At 65.4% G+C, this 16,827-nt stretch carries 15 protein-coding genes and 1 tRNA gene; 8 read left to right on the top strand and 8 right to left on the bottom strand.

Features of this window, described 5'->3' with window-relative positions:
- Window positions 1-13: 13 nt before the first annotated feature.
- Together U4Y88_RS25305 and U4Y88_RS25310 are read right to left on the bottom strand one after the other, a co-directional pair.
- The gene (locus U4Y88_RS25305; protein ID WP_224016507.1) at window positions 14-769 is read right to left on the bottom strand and encodes a c-type cytochrome; all 756 of its coding nucleotides are present in this window, start codon (window positions 767-769) and stop codon (window positions 14-16) included.
- Window positions 770-914: 145 nt separating this feature from the next.
- Entirely contained in the window at window positions 915-1,262 is a 348-nt protein-coding gene (locus tag U4Y88_RS25310; protein WP_310629861.1) for a hypothetical protein, read from the bottom strand.
- A 243-nt stretch (window positions 1,263-1,505) separates the two neighbouring features.
- On the opposite strand from U4Y88_RS25310, the gene U4Y88_RS25315 reads away from it, so the two are divergent.
- A complete protein-coding gene (locus tag U4Y88_RS25315) occupies window positions 1,506-2,432 on the top strand; it encodes a CopD family protein (protein ID WP_224016503.1) in 927 nt (308 codons plus the stop codon).
- A gap of 40 nt (window positions 2,433-2,472) precedes the next feature.
- Here U4Y88_RS25315 and U4Y88_RS25320 read toward each other — a convergent pair whose 3' ends face one another.
- A complete protein-coding gene (locus U4Y88_RS25320) occupies window positions 2,473-2,772 on the bottom strand; it encodes a hypothetical protein (RefSeq protein ID WP_224016655.1) in 300 nt (99 codons plus the stop codon).
- Between the two features lie 395 nt (window positions 2,773-3,167).
- Window positions 3,168-4,316, bottom strand: coding sequence for a galactonate dehydratase (gene dgoD, locus U4Y88_RS25325; RefSeq protein ID WP_310629862.1), 1,149 nt, complete (start codon window positions 4,314-4,316; stop codon window positions 3,168-3,170).
- Window positions 4,317-4,447: 131 nt separating this feature from the next.
- On the opposite strand from dgoD, the gene U4Y88_RS25330 reads away from it, so the two are divergent.
- Together U4Y88_RS25330 and U4Y88_RS25335 are read left to right on the top strand one after the other, a co-directional pair.
- The gene (locus U4Y88_RS25330; protein ID WP_415774499.1) at window positions 4,448-5,173 is read left to right on the top strand and encodes a FadR/GntR family transcriptional regulator; all 726 of its coding nucleotides are present in this window, start codon (window positions 4,448-4,450) and stop codon (window positions 5,171-5,173) included.
- Window positions 5,174-5,310: 137 nt separating this feature from the next.
- Window positions 5,311-6,321 (top strand): sensor domain-containing diguanylate cyclase, encoded by a 1,011-nt coding sequence (locus U4Y88_RS25335; protein WP_224016501.1) that lies wholly within the window; start codon window positions 5,311-5,313, stop codon window positions 6,319-6,321.
- Between the two features lie 138 nt (window positions 6,322-6,459).
- Here the strand turns inward: U4Y88_RS25335 and U4Y88_RS25340 are convergent.
- The 4 genes from U4Y88_RS25340 to U4Y88_RS25355 form a co-directional block, all read right to left on the bottom strand.
- Window positions 6,460-6,536: transfer RNA gene (locus tag U4Y88_RS25340), tRNA-Met, on the bottom strand.
- 115 nt (window positions 6,537-6,651) lie between these two features.
- Window positions 6,652-8,310, bottom strand: a complete 1,659-nt coding sequence (locus tag U4Y88_RS25345) for an MFS transporter (RefSeq protein WP_224016498.1) — start codon at window positions 8,308-8,310, stop codon at window positions 6,652-6,654.
- Between the two features lie 335 nt (window positions 8,311-8,645).
- Window positions 8,646-10,277, bottom strand: coding sequence for a sensor histidine kinase (locus tag U4Y88_RS25350; protein ID WP_321787195.1), 1,632 nt, complete (start codon window positions 10,275-10,277; stop codon window positions 8,646-8,648).
- A gap of 12 nt (window positions 10,278-10,289) precedes the next feature.
- Entirely contained in the window at window positions 10,290-11,060 is a 771-nt protein-coding gene (locus U4Y88_RS25355; protein WP_321787197.1) for a response regulator transcription factor, read from the bottom strand.
- 283 nt (window positions 11,061-11,343) lie between these two features.
- Between U4Y88_RS25355 and recA the strand changes: the two genes are divergently transcribed.
- The 5 genes from recA to sucD all read left to right on the top strand — a co-directional run bounded on the left by recA (window position 11,344) and on the right by sucD (window position 16,702).
- Window positions 11,344-12,420, top strand: coding sequence for a recombinase RecA (recA, locus tag U4Y88_RS25360; RefSeq protein ID WP_224016492.1), 1,077 nt, complete (start codon window positions 11,344-11,346; stop codon window positions 12,418-12,420).
- Window positions 12,421-12,761: 341 nt separating this feature from the next.
- Window positions 12,762-13,676, top strand: coding sequence for a recombination regulator RecX (gene recX, locus U4Y88_RS25365; RefSeq protein WP_321787199.1), 915 nt, complete (start codon window positions 12,762-12,764; stop codon window positions 13,674-13,676).
- 139 nt (window positions 13,677-13,815) lie between these two features.
- Window positions 13,816-14,508 (top strand): DUF2889 domain-containing protein, encoded by a 693-nt coding sequence (locus tag U4Y88_RS25370; protein ID WP_224016487.1) that lies wholly within the window; start codon window positions 13,816-13,818, stop codon window positions 14,506-14,508.
- Between the two features lie 51 nt (window positions 14,509-14,559).
- Complete coding sequence (gene sucC / locus U4Y88_RS25375; RefSeq protein WP_224016485.1) at window positions 14,560-15,726, top strand: ADP-forming succinate--CoA ligase subunit beta; 1,167 nt, start codon at window positions 14,560-14,562, stop codon at window positions 15,724-15,726.
- A gap of 94 nt (window positions 15,727-15,820) precedes the next feature.
- Window positions 15,821-16,702, top strand: coding sequence for a succinate--CoA ligase subunit alpha (gene sucD, locus U4Y88_RS25380; protein ID WP_065059314.1), 882 nt, complete (start codon window positions 15,821-15,823; stop codon window positions 16,700-16,702).
- Window positions 16,703-16,827 lie beyond the last annotated feature (125 nt).

Raw genomic sequence — 16,827 nt, forward strand, 5'->3', positions numbered from 1 at the left:
CTCCCCCGGCGCCTTATTGCGGTTCGCTGCCGCATGCGAGCGGCGTCTTCAACGAGCCAGCCGGGGCCGGCACGGGATTTTGCGGCGCGTTCTGCGTGGCGAGCCAGGCCGCGACGGCGTTCACGTCGTCGTCGGTGAGACGCGTGGCGATCTCATGCATGCAGTCGGGCGCCTTGGCGTGACGTGAGCCCGAACGCCAGGCGCCGATCTGTGCGCTGATGTAGTCCGCGTGCAGCCCGACGAGGCCCGGAATGGCCGGCTCCATGCCGGTCAGCTTCGCGCCGTGGCAGGCCGCGCAGGCGGGCACCTGGCGCGCCGCGTCGCCGCGCAGGACGATGGCCTGGCCGCGCGCGAGCGTGCTCTCGCTCACCGTGGCTTTCGCGGGCGGCGGGTAGGGCGGCCGCTGCTGCGAGAAGTACGTGGCGATCTCGTGCAGGTAATCGTCGGAGAGATAGGTGACCAGATAATTCATCGGAGGGTACTTGCGGCGACCCTCGCGGAAATTCATCAGCTGGTTGTAGAGATACTCGGCCGGTTTGCCGGCCAGACGCGGGAAGTAGTCGTTGTCGGTGCCCTGACCGTGCGTGCCGTGGCACGCCGTGCAGCCCTGCACGCGCGATTCGATCGTGTCGGGGGCTTTGGGTTGCGGGGTCTGGGCGCAAGCAGCGCTGAAGATTCCACACGTGCCGAACAGCAAGGCGGCCAGGAGCGGCGCGGCGAGCGGAATGAGCGGTCGGACGAGACGTCTTGGGGACACGCGTGACTCCATTCTTTATCGTGGACCTGCCAGGCTTCGAGCGACCCGGCTTCCAGGTTGCGCGCGATAAAAGCAGACGACCCGTGCGCGCTGCGGCGACGCAGCCGATTCTAGCATCGCCTCATAGTGACTATTTGCCACATGCGCTCCGGGCCGCCTACGCGGGCTTGCCCGAACGCGCGGTGACCCGGCCCGGATCCGATCTCCAGGATTGCGGCCAAGGGTCGCGACGTCGCCGGTTATGATTCTGCACCCGTTGGCCGATTCGTGACTCGGGATTGACCCTGCTTGACCTCGCTTCGATGCCATCCGCATGGCGGTTGATGAAGCGCAGTGAAAGCGCGCGCGACGGGATGGCGGCGAAGGCGTTTCGCTTTTGCCGCGCGTCTTCGGCGTTGCGCTGACGTTTCGCCTCGTCGCATGATTCGATCCCGTATTGAGCCGAACGGCGGAACCGAACGGCGCGGCGGCTATCGAAGCAGGCGCTTGCCGGAAAGTCGCGCATCGTTACGCACCGTCGCCTGGGTCGTTGCACGGGTCGTTGCGGGGCTATGTGCCCTGCGCCGCGTCACGATCGCCTCTGGCCTCGCCCGGTTCTCGCTGCGATCCTCGTTTGCTTTCTTGTTGTTTCCTTGCCACTCGTATCGATGACTCCCATTGCACTTTCCCCGCCGATGCAGCTGCCGTCCCCGTCTCAACTTGCCGGAACCTTCGCCGGAACCCCCGAATGCCGGGAGGGCGCGCGCCGATGAAAGCTGACTGGCTCTGGATCGGGCAGGTCGCGATGGCCGCCCTCGTGAATCTCGCCTACGCCTTCGCGCTCGGCTCGACGCTCTACGGCGCGTGGCTCGAAAAGGACGCTCGCAGCGCCGTCGCGCCCGCGCGGCCCGCCTGGCTGCGCGCGCAACGCTCGCTGCGCACGGCCTCGCTCGTGCTCGTGATCGCGCTCGTCATGTGGCTGCTCTACGAGAGCGCGTCGATCAGCGGCCAGAGCTTGCCCGCGTCGTTCGGCGTGGTGCCGACGGTGCTCTCGCAGACGCACGTGGGCCACGCCTGGTCGGTGGCGTTCGGCGGCGCGCTCGTCGTGCTGTTCGCCGCGTTCGCGGGCGCGAGCCCGCTGCGCGACGGCGTGCTGTGGCTCGCGCTGATCGCCGTGGCCGCGGGCCGCGCGGGACTCGGCCATGCCGCCGACGCCGGCTTCGCCTCGGCCGCGCTCGGCCTGAACACGCTGCACGTGCTGAGCGCGAGCGCATGGAGCGGCATCGTGATGGCGGGCGGGCTGGCGGTGTTGCCGGCGCTGGGCGCGTCGACGGCGCGCGGCGTGCTGATCCGCACGGCGGGCCAGCTCTCGAACGTCGCATTGTTCGCGGTCGGACTCGTGCTCGCGACCGGCGTGTTCAACACGCTGCGCGGCACGGGCGGCTCGCTCGACGCGCTCACGGGCAGCGAGTGGGGCCGCGTGCTGCTCGCCAAGCTCGCGCTGGTCGCGCTCGCGCTCGCGCTGGGCGGCTTCAACCGCATGATGGCGATGCCGGAATTGCGTCGCTCGGCCTCGACGGGCGCGGCGCGCCGCTTCGTCAACGTGCTGCATCTCGAAGCGCTGGTGATGATGGCCGTGCTCGTGATCGCGGCCGTGCTCGGCCATAGCGTGCCGGGCTACGTGTTGCAGGGCTGAAACACGCGCCCCTCGCGCGCTGACTTGCGCCGACTCGCGCTTATTCGTAACCGAGCTTGTGACTGAGTATCGGCGAGAAGAACAGGGCGATCGCGCAACCGATCGCCTTGCCTTCGAGTTCGGCGAGCGCGAGCACCGACGACGGATGCGCGATCAGCTCGACGAGTTGCGGCGCACACCAGAGCACCGCGAGCCCGATGAAACTCTGTTCGACGGCGAGAATGCGCCAGCCGCGCGTACAGGCGACGGCGGCGGCGATCACGCGCATCAGGCCGAAGGTGACGAGCGCACCCACGGTAGCCTGTTCGCGGATCAGGTAGTCGGGCAGCATCGCGTCCATGTGAATCCCCGTATCGTTCGATTTGTCGTACAGGGGATTCAGCAAGGAGCAGGCCAAAGCAGCGCGCCGCTGAAGCGCACGCGCCGCGCGACGCGTGCGTGATGGCGATGCCGCAGCATTTCGCCTTGCGCGGCAAGGCTTTAGCGTCACGCGCGAACACGCTCGCTATGTGCGAAAACGACGAACGCCGCGCCCGCCCGAAGGCGAGACGCGGCGTTGTGGTCTCAAACCGGCCTGAAACGTTACGGCGCTGAAACGTGGCGCACGCAACGCGTCACGTAACGCGTGCGAGACGCGCTGCGTGGTTCGCGGATGAAGCTTTCGCGAAACGTGAGATCAAGTGCGCTCAAGCGTGCATACACACCATCACGCGCCGATCTGTGCGCTAGCACACATCACCATTCGGCGACGCTGCCATCCTCGTGACGCCAGACCGGATTGCGCCAGCGATGACCGACCTTCGCCATCTCGCGCACCTTCTCCTCGTTCACCTCGATGCCCAGACCCGGACCTTGCGGAATCGACACGAAGCCGTCTTCGTACTTGAAGACTTCCGGGTTCTTGATGTAGTCGAGCAGGTCGTTGCCCTGGTTGTAGTGAATGCCGAGGCTCTGTTCCTGGATGAACGCGTTGTAGCTCACCGCGTCGATCTGCAGACAGGTCGCGAGCGCGATCGGGCCGAGCGGGCAGTGCAGCGCGAGCGCGACGTCGTAGGCCTCGGCCATCGACGCGATCTTGCGGCACTCGGTGATACCGCCCGCGTGCGAGGCATCGGGCTGAATGATGTCGACGTAACCGCCCGCGAGAATGTGCTTGAAATCCCAGCGCGAATAGAGACGCTCGCCGAGCGCGATCGGCGTGCTCGTCTGATTGACGATGTCGCGCAGCGCCTCGACGTTCTCCGAGAGCACCGGCTCCTCGATGAACATCAGCTTGAACGGATCAAGTTCCTTCGCGAGCACCTTCGCCATCGGCTTGTGCACGCGGCCATGGAAGTCCACGCCGATGCCGACGTTCGGGCCCACGGCCTCGCGCACGGCCGCGACGTTGTTGATCACGCCCTGCACCTTGTCGAAGGTGTCGATGATCTGCAGTTCTTCCGAGCCGTTCATCTTCACGGCCTTGAAGCCGCGATCGACCACGGCGCGCGCGTTGTTCGCGACGTCGCTCGGACGGTCGCCGCCGATCCACGAATAGACCTTGATCTTGTCGCGCACCTGACCGCCGAGCAGCGCGTGCACCGGCACGCCGTGATGCTTGCCCTTGATGTCCCAGAGCGCCTGATCGACGCCCGCGATCGCGCTCATCGTGATCGGGCCGCCGCGATAGAAGCCCGCGCGATACATCACCTGCCAGTGATCCTCGATCAGCAGCGGATCCTTGCCGATCAGGTAGTCGGCGAGTTCTTCGACGGCGGCGGCGACCGTGTGCGCGCGGCCTTCGACGACGGGCTCGCCCCAGCCGATGATGCCTTCGTCCGTTTCGATCTTGAGAAAGAGCCAGCGGGGCGGCACGACGAAGGTTTCGAGCTTGGTGATTTTCATGCGGTGTCTCCAGAACGGTTCGATGGGCGCTCGGCGCGAGCGGCGTGCCCGGCGCGTCTCGGAGCACATGCTACTGCAAAACTCGCGTTTAAGTGCTATTAATAGTATTATTTTGCATCGATTCCCATTATCTGGGCGATCGCACCACGTACCCGCACCTCGCACACAAGGAGAACGTCATTCAGCGCGATCTGCACGGCACCGTCGCCTTCGAACTCGGCAGCGCGATCCTGCGCGGCGACTACGCGCCCGGCGCGACGCTGCCGCGCGAAGCGGACCTGATGGAGCGCTTCGACGTGAGCCGCACGGTGCTGCGCGAGGCGCTGCGCACGCTCACCTCGAAAGGGCTCGTGGAATCGCGGCCGAAAGTCGGCACGCGTGTGCGCTCGCGCGATGCGTGGAACCTGCTCGACGCCGACGTGCTCGACTGGTACGCGCGCGTCGCGCCGCCGCTCGCGTTCGCGCTCAAGTTGCAGGAAATGCGCGAGATGATCGAGCCGTACGCCGCGCAGCTTGCGGCCGGCGCGCACGACGAAGCGTCGTTCGCCGACCTCGCCGAGGCCCACACGGCGATGACCGATGCGCGCAACGTCGACGAATGGGTGCGCGCCGATCTGCGCTTTCACCTCGCGGTGCTCGCCGCCTGCCGCAACGAACTGCTGGTGCCGCTCGGCACGCTGATCGAGCGCACGCTCGAAGGGCAGTTGCGCGTGAACGCCAAGCGCGCCGATGTGTTCAATGCGGCGCTGCCGGACCACACGAAGGTGTTCGACGCGATCGCGCGGCGCGACGCGCTCACGGCGCGCGAGGCGATGGCTGCGCTGCTGCGCCTGACGCGCGAGCGTATCGAGGGCTGAGGCAGGTTGAGTCCAGCGCGAAACGCCGCGTAAAAAGACAACGCTGAAAGCAGGGACACGAGTTTGTTATGCTTGCGCGTCCCGCCCGTGGTGCGCCTTGCTGCGCCGAAAGGGCCTTTACGCAAACGTTTGACGCCATGAAAAACGACCTCGGCGGCCCTCGGCTCGACAACGCCACGCTCCTCGAAATCATCCGCGCGCAATCCGACATCGCGAGACTCGGCCTCGATCTCGGCGGCGTGATGGCCTTCGTCGCGGAACGCACCGAACATCTGACCGGCGCGCAGGGCGCCGCCGTCGAACTCGCCGAAGGCGGTGAGATGGTCTATCGCGCGGCCTCGGGCAGCGTGGCCGGCATGCTCGGCCTGCGCCTCGCGCGCGAATCGAGCCTTTCCGGTTTATGCGTGAGCACGGGCGAAATCCTGCGTTGCGACGACTCCGAAGCCGATCCGCGCGTGGACCGCGAAGCGTGCCGCCGCGTCGGCCTGCGCTCGATGATCGTCACGCCGCTCAAGCATCTGGACGCGACCGTGGGCGTGCTGAAGGTGGTGGCCCCCGAAGTCGGCGCCTTCGACGACGACGACATCGAAACGCTCTCGCTGATGTCCGGCCTGATCGCCGCCGCGATGTTCCACGCGGCGCGCCACGAAACGAGCGAGCTTTATCTGCGCGCGACGCACGACGCGCTCACCGGCCTGCCGAACCGCGCGCTGTTCTACGACCGCCTGCGTCAGTCGGTCGATCTGGCGGTGCGCTCGGCGGGCGGGCTGGGCGTGCTCAATCTCGACATGGATGGCCTGAAGCCGATCAACGACCGCTACGGCCACCGTGCGGGCGACGCGGCGATCCGCGAAACGGCGGCGCGCATCGCGAGCAACAGCCGTCGCGTGGATACGGCCGCGCGCGTGGGCGGCGACGAGTTCGCGATGATCCTGCCCGGCATCGATGGGCGCGGCGACGCGGAGGTGTATTCGCGCAGGATTCGCGAGAAGGTCGGCGAGCCGTTCGAGTTCGAAGGCCAGTCGATCGAACTGGGCGTGAGCGTGGGTGTGGCGGTGCTGCCCGAAGACGGCGTGGAAATGACGCGGCTGCTCGATCTCGCGGATCAGGCGATGTATGTGGCGAAGCGGGGGAAGGGCGCGGGGTGAGTCTTTGATGAACGGGCGGCGGGCGATGCTTTGCGTTGCCCGCGCCACACTGTGCAGAATGTGCTGCGCTGAAGTGCACCGAAACCGGAAGCACAATAGAAAAAGCCGCTGTCCTTGTGGGACAGCGGCTTTCGCATTTGGTGGCGAATCAGGGATTCGAACCCCGGACCTGCGGATTATGATTCCGTCGCTCTAACCGGCTGAGCTAATTCGCCGCAGAAGAAAGATTATGCGGATAGTCCCGGGGTCTGTCAAGCACTATCTCCAACTTTTTTCGAGACCGCCGGGCCGGGGGGGGATCGGCCGGGCTTGAACCGCCCGGCCAGTCACTCAATCCTGCGCGTAGATATCCGAGTCCTTCGTCTCCTTCACGAACAGCATGCCGATCACGAAGGTCGCCAGCGCGATGATGATCGGATACCAGAGCCCCGAGTAGATATCGCCGCGCGCCGCCACGATCGCGAACGCTGTCGCGGGCAGGAAGCCGCCGAACCAGCCGTTGCCGATGTGATAGGGCAGCGACATCGACGTATAGCGGATCCGCGTCGGGAACATCTCCACCAGCATCGCCGCGATCGGCCCGTACACCATCGTCACGAAGATCACGAGGATGGTCAGGATCACCACGGTCATTGGCCAGTTCAGCTGCGCTGGATCGGCCTTGAGCGGGTAGCCCGCGCTCTTGAGCGCGCCCGAGAGCGTCTTGTCGAACGCCGCGCCTGCCTCCTTCGCGCCTGCCGCCTTGCCGTCGAAGGTGTCGATGGTCGTGTCGCCCACCTTGATCTGCGCGAGCGTACCCGCCGGGGCGGCCACGTTCGAGTAGTTCAGGCCGGCCTTCGAGAGCGCGCTCTTGGCGATGTCACACGAGCTCGTGAACTTCGAGGTGCCCACCGGATTGAACTGGAACGAGCACTCGTCCGGGTTCGCGATCACGACGATCGGCGCGCGCGCCGTGGCCGCTTCGAGCGCCGGGTTCGCGTAGTGCGTGAGCGCCTTGAACAGCGGGAAGTAGGTCAGCGCGGCGATCAGGCAGCCGGCCATGATGATCGGCTTGCGGCCGATCTTGTCCGACAGCGAGCCGAAGAACAGGAAGAACGGCGTGCCGATCAGCAGCGCCAGCGCGATCAGGATGTTGGCGCTCGCGCCGTCGACCTTGAGCGTCTGCGTGAGGAAGAACAGCGCGTAGAACTGGCCCGTGTACCAGACCACGGCCTGGCCCGCCGTCACGCCGATCAGCGCGAGGATCACGACCTTGAGGTTCTTCCACTGGCCGAACGCTTCCGAGAGCGGCGCCTTCGAGATCTTGCCTTCGGCCTTGATGCGCTTGAACGCCGGCGATTCGTCGAGTTGCAGACGGATCCAGACCGAGACCGCGAGCAGCAGGATCGACGCGACGAACGGCACGCGCCAGGCCCAGGCGCCGAATGCTTCTTCGCCGACGGTCGTGCGCACGCCGAGGATCACGAGCAGCGAGAGGAACAGGCCGAGCGTGGCGGTCGTCTGGATCCATGCGGTGTAGAAGCCGCGGCGTCCGGGCGGTGCGTGTTCGGCGACGTAGGTCGCCGCGCCGCCGTATTCGCCGCCGAGCGCGAGGCCCTGCAGCAGACGCATGAGGATGAAGATCACCGGTGCCGCAATGCCGATCGACGCATAGCCGGGCAGGAAGCCGACCACGAAGGTCGACAGACCCATGATGACGATGGTGACGAGGAACGTGTGCTTGCGGCCGACGAGGTCGCCCAGACGGCCGAACACGATCGCGCCGAACGGCCGCACCGCGAAGCCTGCCGCGAAGCCGAGTAGCGTGAAGATGAAGCCCGCCGTGGGATTCACGCCGGAGAAAAAGCTCTTGCTGATGAAGGCCGCGAGCGAGCCGGCCAGATAGAAGTCGTACCACTCGAACACGGTGCCGAGGGACGACGCGAAGATCACGCGTTTTTCGTCCTTGGTCATCGGCGCGTGCGAGACTTGTCCGCCAACGGTTGCCATAGATGTCTCCAGTTTTGATATGCGTGTGGGGGCCGCTCCGGCAAACCGGTTGCGGCAGTCCTGCGATGCATTATTCGAACGGAAACTTACGGGGTTCTGACGAGTAGGCGGGCTGTCGCAGCGTGGCGATGTGCGGGTGTCGGTGCATTAACGTCTCGTAAAATTGATTAATTTACGCGCAACGTCGGTTTAAGTTTGTTAATTCGGTTTAGCTTGAGTTGGCTGGCGACGTGCCGATAAGGGAAAGTCCCATCCCGCCTGACGCCCAGGATTTCACCTGATGCCGTCAGTTTCAGCGACGTAATCGCCGTGAAGTTGCCGCTAAAACCCGTCGCTCAACCCGCGCCGCGCATCGCGAGCGTCACGCGCACCAGCGTCCCCGCGAGGCGAGGCGCGTCCTGATAGACGTTGTCGTCGATGGCGAGCGCGCCGCCGTGCATCGTCACGATCTCGCGCACGATCGCGAGGCCGAGGCCGCTACCGTCGCCGTCGCGCCCGAGGATGCGGTAGAAGCGTTCGAGCACGCGCTCGCGCTCGGCCGCCGGAATGCCGATGCCCGTGTCCTCCACCTCCAGATGCACGGCGCGCGCCGTGGGCTCGGGCCGCACGCGCACGGTGATGCGCCCGCCCGCGGGCGTGTAGCGGATCGCGTTGTCGATCAGGTTCGAGAGCATTTCGCGCAGCATCACCGGATTGCCGTCGACGAGCACGGGCGTGTTATCCGGCACGAGATTCGGCGCGACGTCGGTTTCGCCGTCGTCCGCGCCGGGATTGTCGGGGCCTTCGTAGCCCAGATCCATGCGCTTGGCGAGCGCCGGCTGCACCCAGTCGCGCACCGCGAGCCGCGCCACCTCGGCGATATCGACGGGCTGGAAGATCTGCCCCGTCATGCGGTTTTCGGCGCGCGCGAGCGCGAGCAATTGCGTGACGAGCCGCGCGGCGTGCTCCGAACTCGTCGCGATCTGTTCGAGCGAGCGGTGCACCTCGGCGGGCGCGTCGTGGCGCAGCGCGAGTTCGGCTTGCGTGCGCAGGCCCGCGAGCGGCGTTTTCATCTGATGCGCGGCGTCGGCGATAAAGCGCTTTTGCAGCTGCATGTTCTGTTCGAGGCGCGTGAGCAGGTCGTTGAACGAGGTCACGAGCGGCTCGATCTCGGGCGGCGCGCGGCGCGCTTCGAGCGGCGAGAGATCGTCGGGGCGGCGCATGCGCATGTTCGACTGCAGCGCGTGCAGCGGCGCGAGGCCGCGCGAGAGCCCGAACCAGACCAGCAGGATCGCGAGCGGCAGGATCACGAACTGCGGCAGGATCACGCCCTTGATGATGTCGTTGGCGAGCGCGCGGCGCTTGTCGAGCGTTTCGGCCACCTGCACGAGCACGGGCTGCGCGCCGCCCAGATGCGCGGGCTCGACCGTCGTATAGGCCACGCGGATGTCGATGCCGTGCAGCGTGTCGTCGCGGAATTCGACCACGCCGGGCGGCGGGCGGTCGTCGTCGTGCGGCAGCGGCATGTCGCGGTCGCCGCCCACCAGTTCGCCGCGCGTGCCGAGTACCTGGTAATAGACGCTGTCGACGTTATCGGCGCGCAGGAAGTCGCGCGTGGAGTCGGGCAGCGAGAGTTCGGCCACGCCGTTGACCGGATGGATCTGGCGCGCGAGCACGTAGGCGTCGGTTTCGAGCGCGCGGTCGAACGGCCCGTTGGCGATCGACTTCGCGACCAGATAGGTCACCGCGATGCTCATCGGCCAGAGCAGCAGCAGCGGCGCGAGCATCCAGTCGAGTATCTCGCCGAACAGCGAGCGCGGGCGCTTGTCGGCGGCTTCGGCCTCGTCGGGCGGGGCGAACGGATTGGCGTAGCGGGCGTCGCGCGCGTCGTCGTCGTCGAGTGTGTCGTCGTTGGCGGCGGCCGCGGCGCGTGGCGGGACGCCCGGCGGCGTGCCGTCGGCGGACGCGGAGCGCGCGGGCCCGGCCATGATCGTGCCCGCTTACTTGTAGTAGTGGCTGGCGGGCATCGCGGGCGCGGCGCTGCCTGTGCCCGTTGCGCCGCTCTGGCCCGTCGTGCTGGCGGTCCCGGCGTCCTTCGCGCCGTTCGCTTCCTTTTCGAGGCAGTAGCCGAGGCCGCGCACGGTCACGATGCGCACGCCGCCCGCTTCGAGTTTCTTGCGCAGGCGGTGCACATAGACCTCGATGGCGTTGTTGCTGACTTCCTCGCCCCATTCGCACAGGTGATCGACGAGCTGCTCCTTCGAGACGAGCCGCCCGATCCGCTGCAGCAGCACTTCGAGCACGCCGAGTTCGCGCGCCGACAGATCGAGCACCTGCTCGTTGATGTGCGCGACGCGCCCGACCTGGTCGAACGCGAGCGCGCCGTGGCGCACGACGGTCGGGCCGCCGCCCGCGCCGCGCCGCGTGAGCGCGCGCACGCGCGCTTCGAGCTCGTTGAGCGCGAAGGGCTTGGCCATGTAGTCGTCGGCGCCGAGGTCGAGTCCTTTCACGCGTTCGTCGACGCTGTCGGCGGCGGTGAGGATCAGCACGGGGAGGTTGGAGTTGCGCGCGCGCAAGCGGCGCAGCACTTCGAGGCCCGTCATTCTGGGCAGGCCGAGGTCGAGGATCAGCAGGTCGAACGACTGCATCGACAAGGCTGTATCGGCGTCCACGCCGGTGGGCACGTGATCGACGGCATAGCCCGATTGGCGGAGTGATCGGACCAGACCGTCCGCGAGTATGCTGTCGTCTTCGGCAATGAGAATTCGCATGATGCGCCTGCGTCGCCTTCGAGGCGGACTGTGACTCTGGCTTTGAGCCGATCGACGTCGAGTCAGGCCTCGTCGCGCCTGCGCCATACCGCACGTAGGGCGGGCGGCGCGCGGCGGTCTCCCGAAAAATTCGCGGTTCTGGCGGGCGCGTACGAAAAAGCGTGCGAAAAACGCGCTTGCCAAAACCACTGTTTTTTTATACAGTGTCTGCGTTCATGCGTGTGTGTGCAAAAGCACGCCCGCATCGTCACGAGACGCCGTTCATCATAGCAAAGGACGATTCATGGAAGATAGCAAGAAAGGCTCGGCTGGGCTGACTGCTGAAAAGGGCAAGGCGCTGGCTGCCGCGCTCGCGCAGATCGAAAAGCAGTTCGGCAAAGGGTCGATCATGCGACTCGGCGACGGCGATGCGGTCGAAAACATTCAGGTGGTGTCCACCGGCTCGCTCGGTCTCGACATCGCGCTCGGCGTCGGCGGCCTGCCGCGCGGCCGCGTGGTCGAAATCTACGGTCCTGAATCGTCGGGTAAGACCACGCTCACGCTGCAAGTGATCGCGGAGCTGCAAAAGCTCGGCGGCACGGCGGCGTTCATCGACGCGGAACACGCGCTCGACGTGCAGTACGCGTCCAAGCTCGGCGTGAACGTGCCGGAACTGCTCATCTCGCAGCCGGACACGGGCGAACAGGCGCTCGAAATCACCGACGCGCTGGTGCGCTCGGGCTCGATCGACATGATCGTGATCGACTCGGTCGCGGCACTGGTGCCGAAGGCTGAAATCGAAGGCGAAATGGGCGACTCGCTGCCGGGTCTGCAGGCACGTCTGATGTCGCAGGCGCTGCGCAAGCTCACCGGCACGATCAAGAAGACGAACTGCATGGTGATCTTCATTAACCAGATTCGTATGAAGATCGGCGTGATGTTCGGCAACCCGGAAACCACCACGGGTGGTAACGCGCTGAAGTTCTACTCGTCGGTGCGTCTGGACATTCGCCGTATCGGTTCGATCAAGAAGAACGACGAAGTCATCGGCAGCGAAACGCGCGTGAAGGTCGTCAAGAACAAGGTCTCGCCGCCGTTCCGCGAAGCCGTGTTCGACATCCTCTACGGCGAAGGCATCTCGCGTCAGGGCGAAATCATCGACCTGGGCGTGCAGGCCAAGATCGTCGACAAGGCAGGTGCGTGGTACAGCTATAACGGCGAACGCATTGGCCAGGGCAAGGACAACGCACGCGAATTCCTGCGCGAAAACGCAGATATCGCCCGCGAAATCGAAAACCGCATCCGCGAATCGCTCGGCGTGAACGTCATGCCGGACGGTGTTGCCGACACCGGCGAAGTCGAAATCGCAGACGAAGAATAAGTTCTGAATCGGGCCCGCGAAGGGTGGCACGAGGTGGCACGACTGTGATGCGCAAGCGTGGGTTCGTCTCAGTGCCGCCTGAGGCCGCGAAGGCTTCGTCCTCGACTTCGAGCGAGGCGGAGCTTCTGCATGAAGCCCGCAGCGGGGCGCGGGGCGTGAATCGGCGCTCTGCTTTTTCCGGCGGCGCATCCGCTGCTTCTGCCGCTGCATCTGACGCTGCTGCTTCTGATCAGTCCGGTGTTTCGCCCCGGCGTTCGGCCCGAGTTTCATCTGGTACTACCTCGCAAAGCCGCGACGCCCATTCGGGCGATCGCGGCTTTGTGCATTCCGAGCCTCAGCTTTTGTCCCAATCCTCCACGCCCGATCTCGACGACGAAGGCGGTGCCGTGTTCGAAGTGCCGTTCGAGGCGTTCTTCGACGCGTCAGCCGATCTCGCTAACGACGCCAGCGATACCGGCGACGCAAGTACCGGCAGCGACGCCGGCACCAACAGCGCCGCAGCATCATCGTCTTCGCCAACGCCGGCATCGACCGCCGCTAACCGCGAATCGCCACGCGCGCCTGCTCGCACGCGTCCATCCGAATCGCGCCGCGCGTCGCCTGCCGCCACGCAGTCTTTCGCCCGCCCGTCCAGCCGACGCGACGATTTCGACGAGTACGAATCGTTCGACGCGCACGACATGGCGCGCGCCGCCGAAAAAGCGATCGAAGACGGCGGCGACGGTTACGAACGCACGTCGACGATGCGCGCGGCGCGCAAGGCCAACGCGGCATCCGCGAACCGGCAACGCCCCGAGCGCTCGCTCAAGGGCCGCGCGCTCGGCTACCTCTCGCGTCGCGAGTACAGCCGCGCGGAACTCTCGCGCAAGCTCATGGCGTTCACCGACAACGCCGACGAACTAGAGGCTTTACTCGACACGCTTGAACGCGACGGCTGGCTCTCCGACGCGCGCTTCGCCGAAAGCGTCGTCTATCGCCGCGCCGCGCGCGTTGGAGCAGGGCGCATCGTCAGCGAACTCAAACGTCATGCGGTGGGCGAAGCGCTCATCGAGGAAGTGAGCACGCAGTTGCGCGAGACGGAACTTACGCGCGCCCTCGCCGTCTGGAAGAAGAAGTACGGCCAGTTGCCCGAGACGCCCGCCGAGCGCGCGCGTCAGGCGCGTTTTCTTGCCGCGCGTGGTTTTTCGATGTCGATCATCGGCAAGATTCTCAAAGGCATCGAAGACAGCTACGAAGACGGCTTCGACGGCGAGTAGTCGGAAAATCTGTAAATTTGATCCACTTGGCTCAAAAATAGCTTAATAACCGGAGCGCATAGGGCTGGCGAGATCGGTGCTGTCTCAAATACCCGGTATGCTAAACTCGGGAAGTTTTCCAATCCGGTCTTACCAACGCATGCCGCTTCCCCCGCCAGCGCCCCGTCAGTTGCGTCATCAGCGCGCGATCAGGGCGGTCGCCTATGAGCGCGAGGACGGCCTGTGGGACATCGACGCGTGCCTGACTGACCATAAGCCACGCGACGTGCCGCTCGCATCGGGTATCCGGCCCAACGGTTTGCCGATCCATGAACTCTGGCTCCGCATCACGATCGATCGCAAGCTCAACGTCGTCGACGCTCACGCGTCGTCCGACTGGGTGCCTTACGACGGTCAGTGCCAGAACGCCAATCCCGCCTATCGGGCCCTTATCGGGCTCAATCTCCTCCAGAACTTTCGCCGCGAAGCGGGCCGGCTCCTCGCCGGCACGGCTGGCTGCACGCACCTCACCGAAATGTTGGGCGTGTTGCCGACGGCCGCTATCCAGGCGTTTGTCGGAGCAGTGTGGGATTCGTCTAGCGGTTCTCCGGGCGAAGCGTCAGGACCGGAATTCGGCAAGACCGCCGACGGCGAAGCCGCCGGCGAGAAACCGCCTTTCCAGCTCGGCCGCTGCCACGCGCTGCGGTTCGACGGCGAGACGGTCAAGCAGTTTTATCCGCGCTGGTACGGACACGTGCCGCGTTCGAAAGAGCGTGGCGCGGATGTCGCCAGCGTGCGCGAAGACCTGGGCCCGGGCCGAGAGGGCAAGGCCGACGCCGTCGCGCATGAATAACAACAGCGGAAACGAAGTTCACTCCAACTCTCAGACTGAAGGGAATCACGCATGAAGATTCACGAGTACCAGGGTAAGGAAATCCTCCGGAAATTCGGTGTCGCGGTACCGCGCGGCACGCCGGTTTTCTCGGTGGATGACGCGGTCAAGGCCGCTGAAGAGCTGGGCGGTCCGGTGTGGGTCGTCAAGGCCCAGATTCACGCGGGCGGCCGCGGCAAGGGTGGCGGTGTGAAGGTTGCCAAGACGTTGGATCAAGTGCGCGAATACGCGAACCAGATCCTCGGCATGCAACTGGTCACGCACCAGACTGGTCCGGAAGGCCAGAAGGTGAACCGTCTGCTGATCGAAGAAGGCGCCGACATCAAGCAGGAACTGTATGTCAGCCTCGTCGTCGACCGCGTCTCGCAGAAGATCGTGCTGATGGGTTCGAGTGAAGGCGGCATGGACATCGAGGAAGTCGCTGAAAAGCATCCCGAGCTGATCCACAAGGTCATCGTCGATCCGAACACGGGCCTGCTCGACGCGCAAGCCGACGACCTCGCCGCGAAGATCGGCGTGCCGGCTGCTTCGATTCCGCAAGCTCGCGTGATCCTGCAAGGCCTGTACAAGGCATTCTGGGAAACCGACGCGTCGCTGGCCGAAATCAACCCGCTGAACGTGTCGAGCAACGGCACGGTCACCGCACTCGACGCGAAGTTCAACTTCGACTCGAACGCGCTGTTCCGTCACCCGGAAATCGTCGCGTACCGCGATCTGGACGAAGAAGATCCGGCTGAAATCGAAGCGTCGAAGTTCGACCTCGCGTACATCTCGCTCGACGGCAACATCGGCTGTCTGGTGAACGGCGCGGGCCTCGCCATGGCGACGATGGACACCATCAAGCTGTTCGGCGGCGAACCGGCGAACTTCCTCGACGTGGGCGGCGGCGCGACGACCGAGAAGGTCACGGAAGCGTTCAAGCTCATGCTGACGAATCCGGGCCTGAAGGCGATCCTCGTGAACATCTTCGGCGGCATCATGCGCTGCGACGTGATCGCGGAAGGCGTGATCGCGGCGTCGAAGGCCGTTGACCTGAAGGTGCCGCTCGTCGTGCGCATGAAGGGCACGAACGAGGACCTCGGCAAGAAGATGCTGGCCGATTCGGGCCTGCCGATCATCTCGGCGGACAGCATGGAAGAGGCTGCGCAGAAGGTCGTCGCGGCTGCCGAAGGCAAGTAATTTTCACCGGATACGAATGGCGTGCGTGACGGCGCGAATTCCGCATCCGTGCGGGAGACGCGACGCAGCGCGCCAAGCGAACAGAGGTCAATACATGTCGATTCTGATCAACAAAGACACCAAGGTCATCACGCAGGGCATCACCGGCAAGACCGGTCAGTTCCACACCCGCGCCTGCCGTGAATACGCCAACGGCCGCGAAGCATTCGTCGCGGGCGTGAACCCGAAGAAGGCCGGCGAAGACTTCGAAGGCATTCCTATCTACGCGAACGTGCGTGATGCGAAGGAAGCCACCGGCGCGACCGTGTCGGTCATCTACGTGCCGCCCGCAGGCGCAGCCGCAGCGATCTGGGAAGCCGTCGAGGCCGACCTCGATCTCGCGATCTGCATCACGGAAGGCATCCCCGTCCGCGACATGATCGAAGTCAAGGACCGTATGCGCCGCGAAGGCCGCAAGACGCTGCTCCTCGGCCCGAACTGCCCCGGCACGATCACGCCGGACGAGCTGAAGATCGGCATCATGCCGGGTCACATCCACCGCAAGGGCCGCATCGGCGTCGTGTCGCGTTCGGGCACGCTGACGTATGAAGCAGTTGCCCAGCTGACGGCACTCGGCCTCGGCCAGTCGTCGGCAGTCGGTATCGGCGGCGACCCGATCAACGGTCTGAAGCACATCGACGTCATGAAGATGTTCAACGACGATCCGGATACGGACGCCGTGATCATGATCGGCGAAATCGGCGGCCCGGACGAAGCCACGGCAGCCGAGTGGATCAAGGGCAACATGAAGAAGCCGGTCGTCGGCTTCATCGCGGGCGTCACGGCGCCTCCGGGCAAGCGCATGGGCCACGCCGGCGCGCTGATCTCGGGCGGTGCGGACACGGCCGAAGCGAAGCTGGAAATCATGGACGCGTGCGGCATCAAGGTCACGCGCAACCCGTCGGAAATGGGCCGTCTGCTGAAGTCGGTGCTGTAATTTGCAGATAGCGCGGCGCCGCGCGCATCACGTATGCGCGGGGCGTCGGCGTTTTTTGCTATGCTTGCGGAATCCTTTCACGAGGTTTCCGAACAAAAGCGAGGGAGCCAGTCATGGCAGCCTCG

Origin of the sequence: Paraburkholderia sp. J94 (genome assembly GCF_905220285.1) — a bacterium.
Classification (GTDB): domain Bacteria; phylum Pseudomonadota; class Gammaproteobacteria; order Burkholderiales; family Burkholderiaceae; genus Paraburkholderia; species Paraburkholderia tropica_A.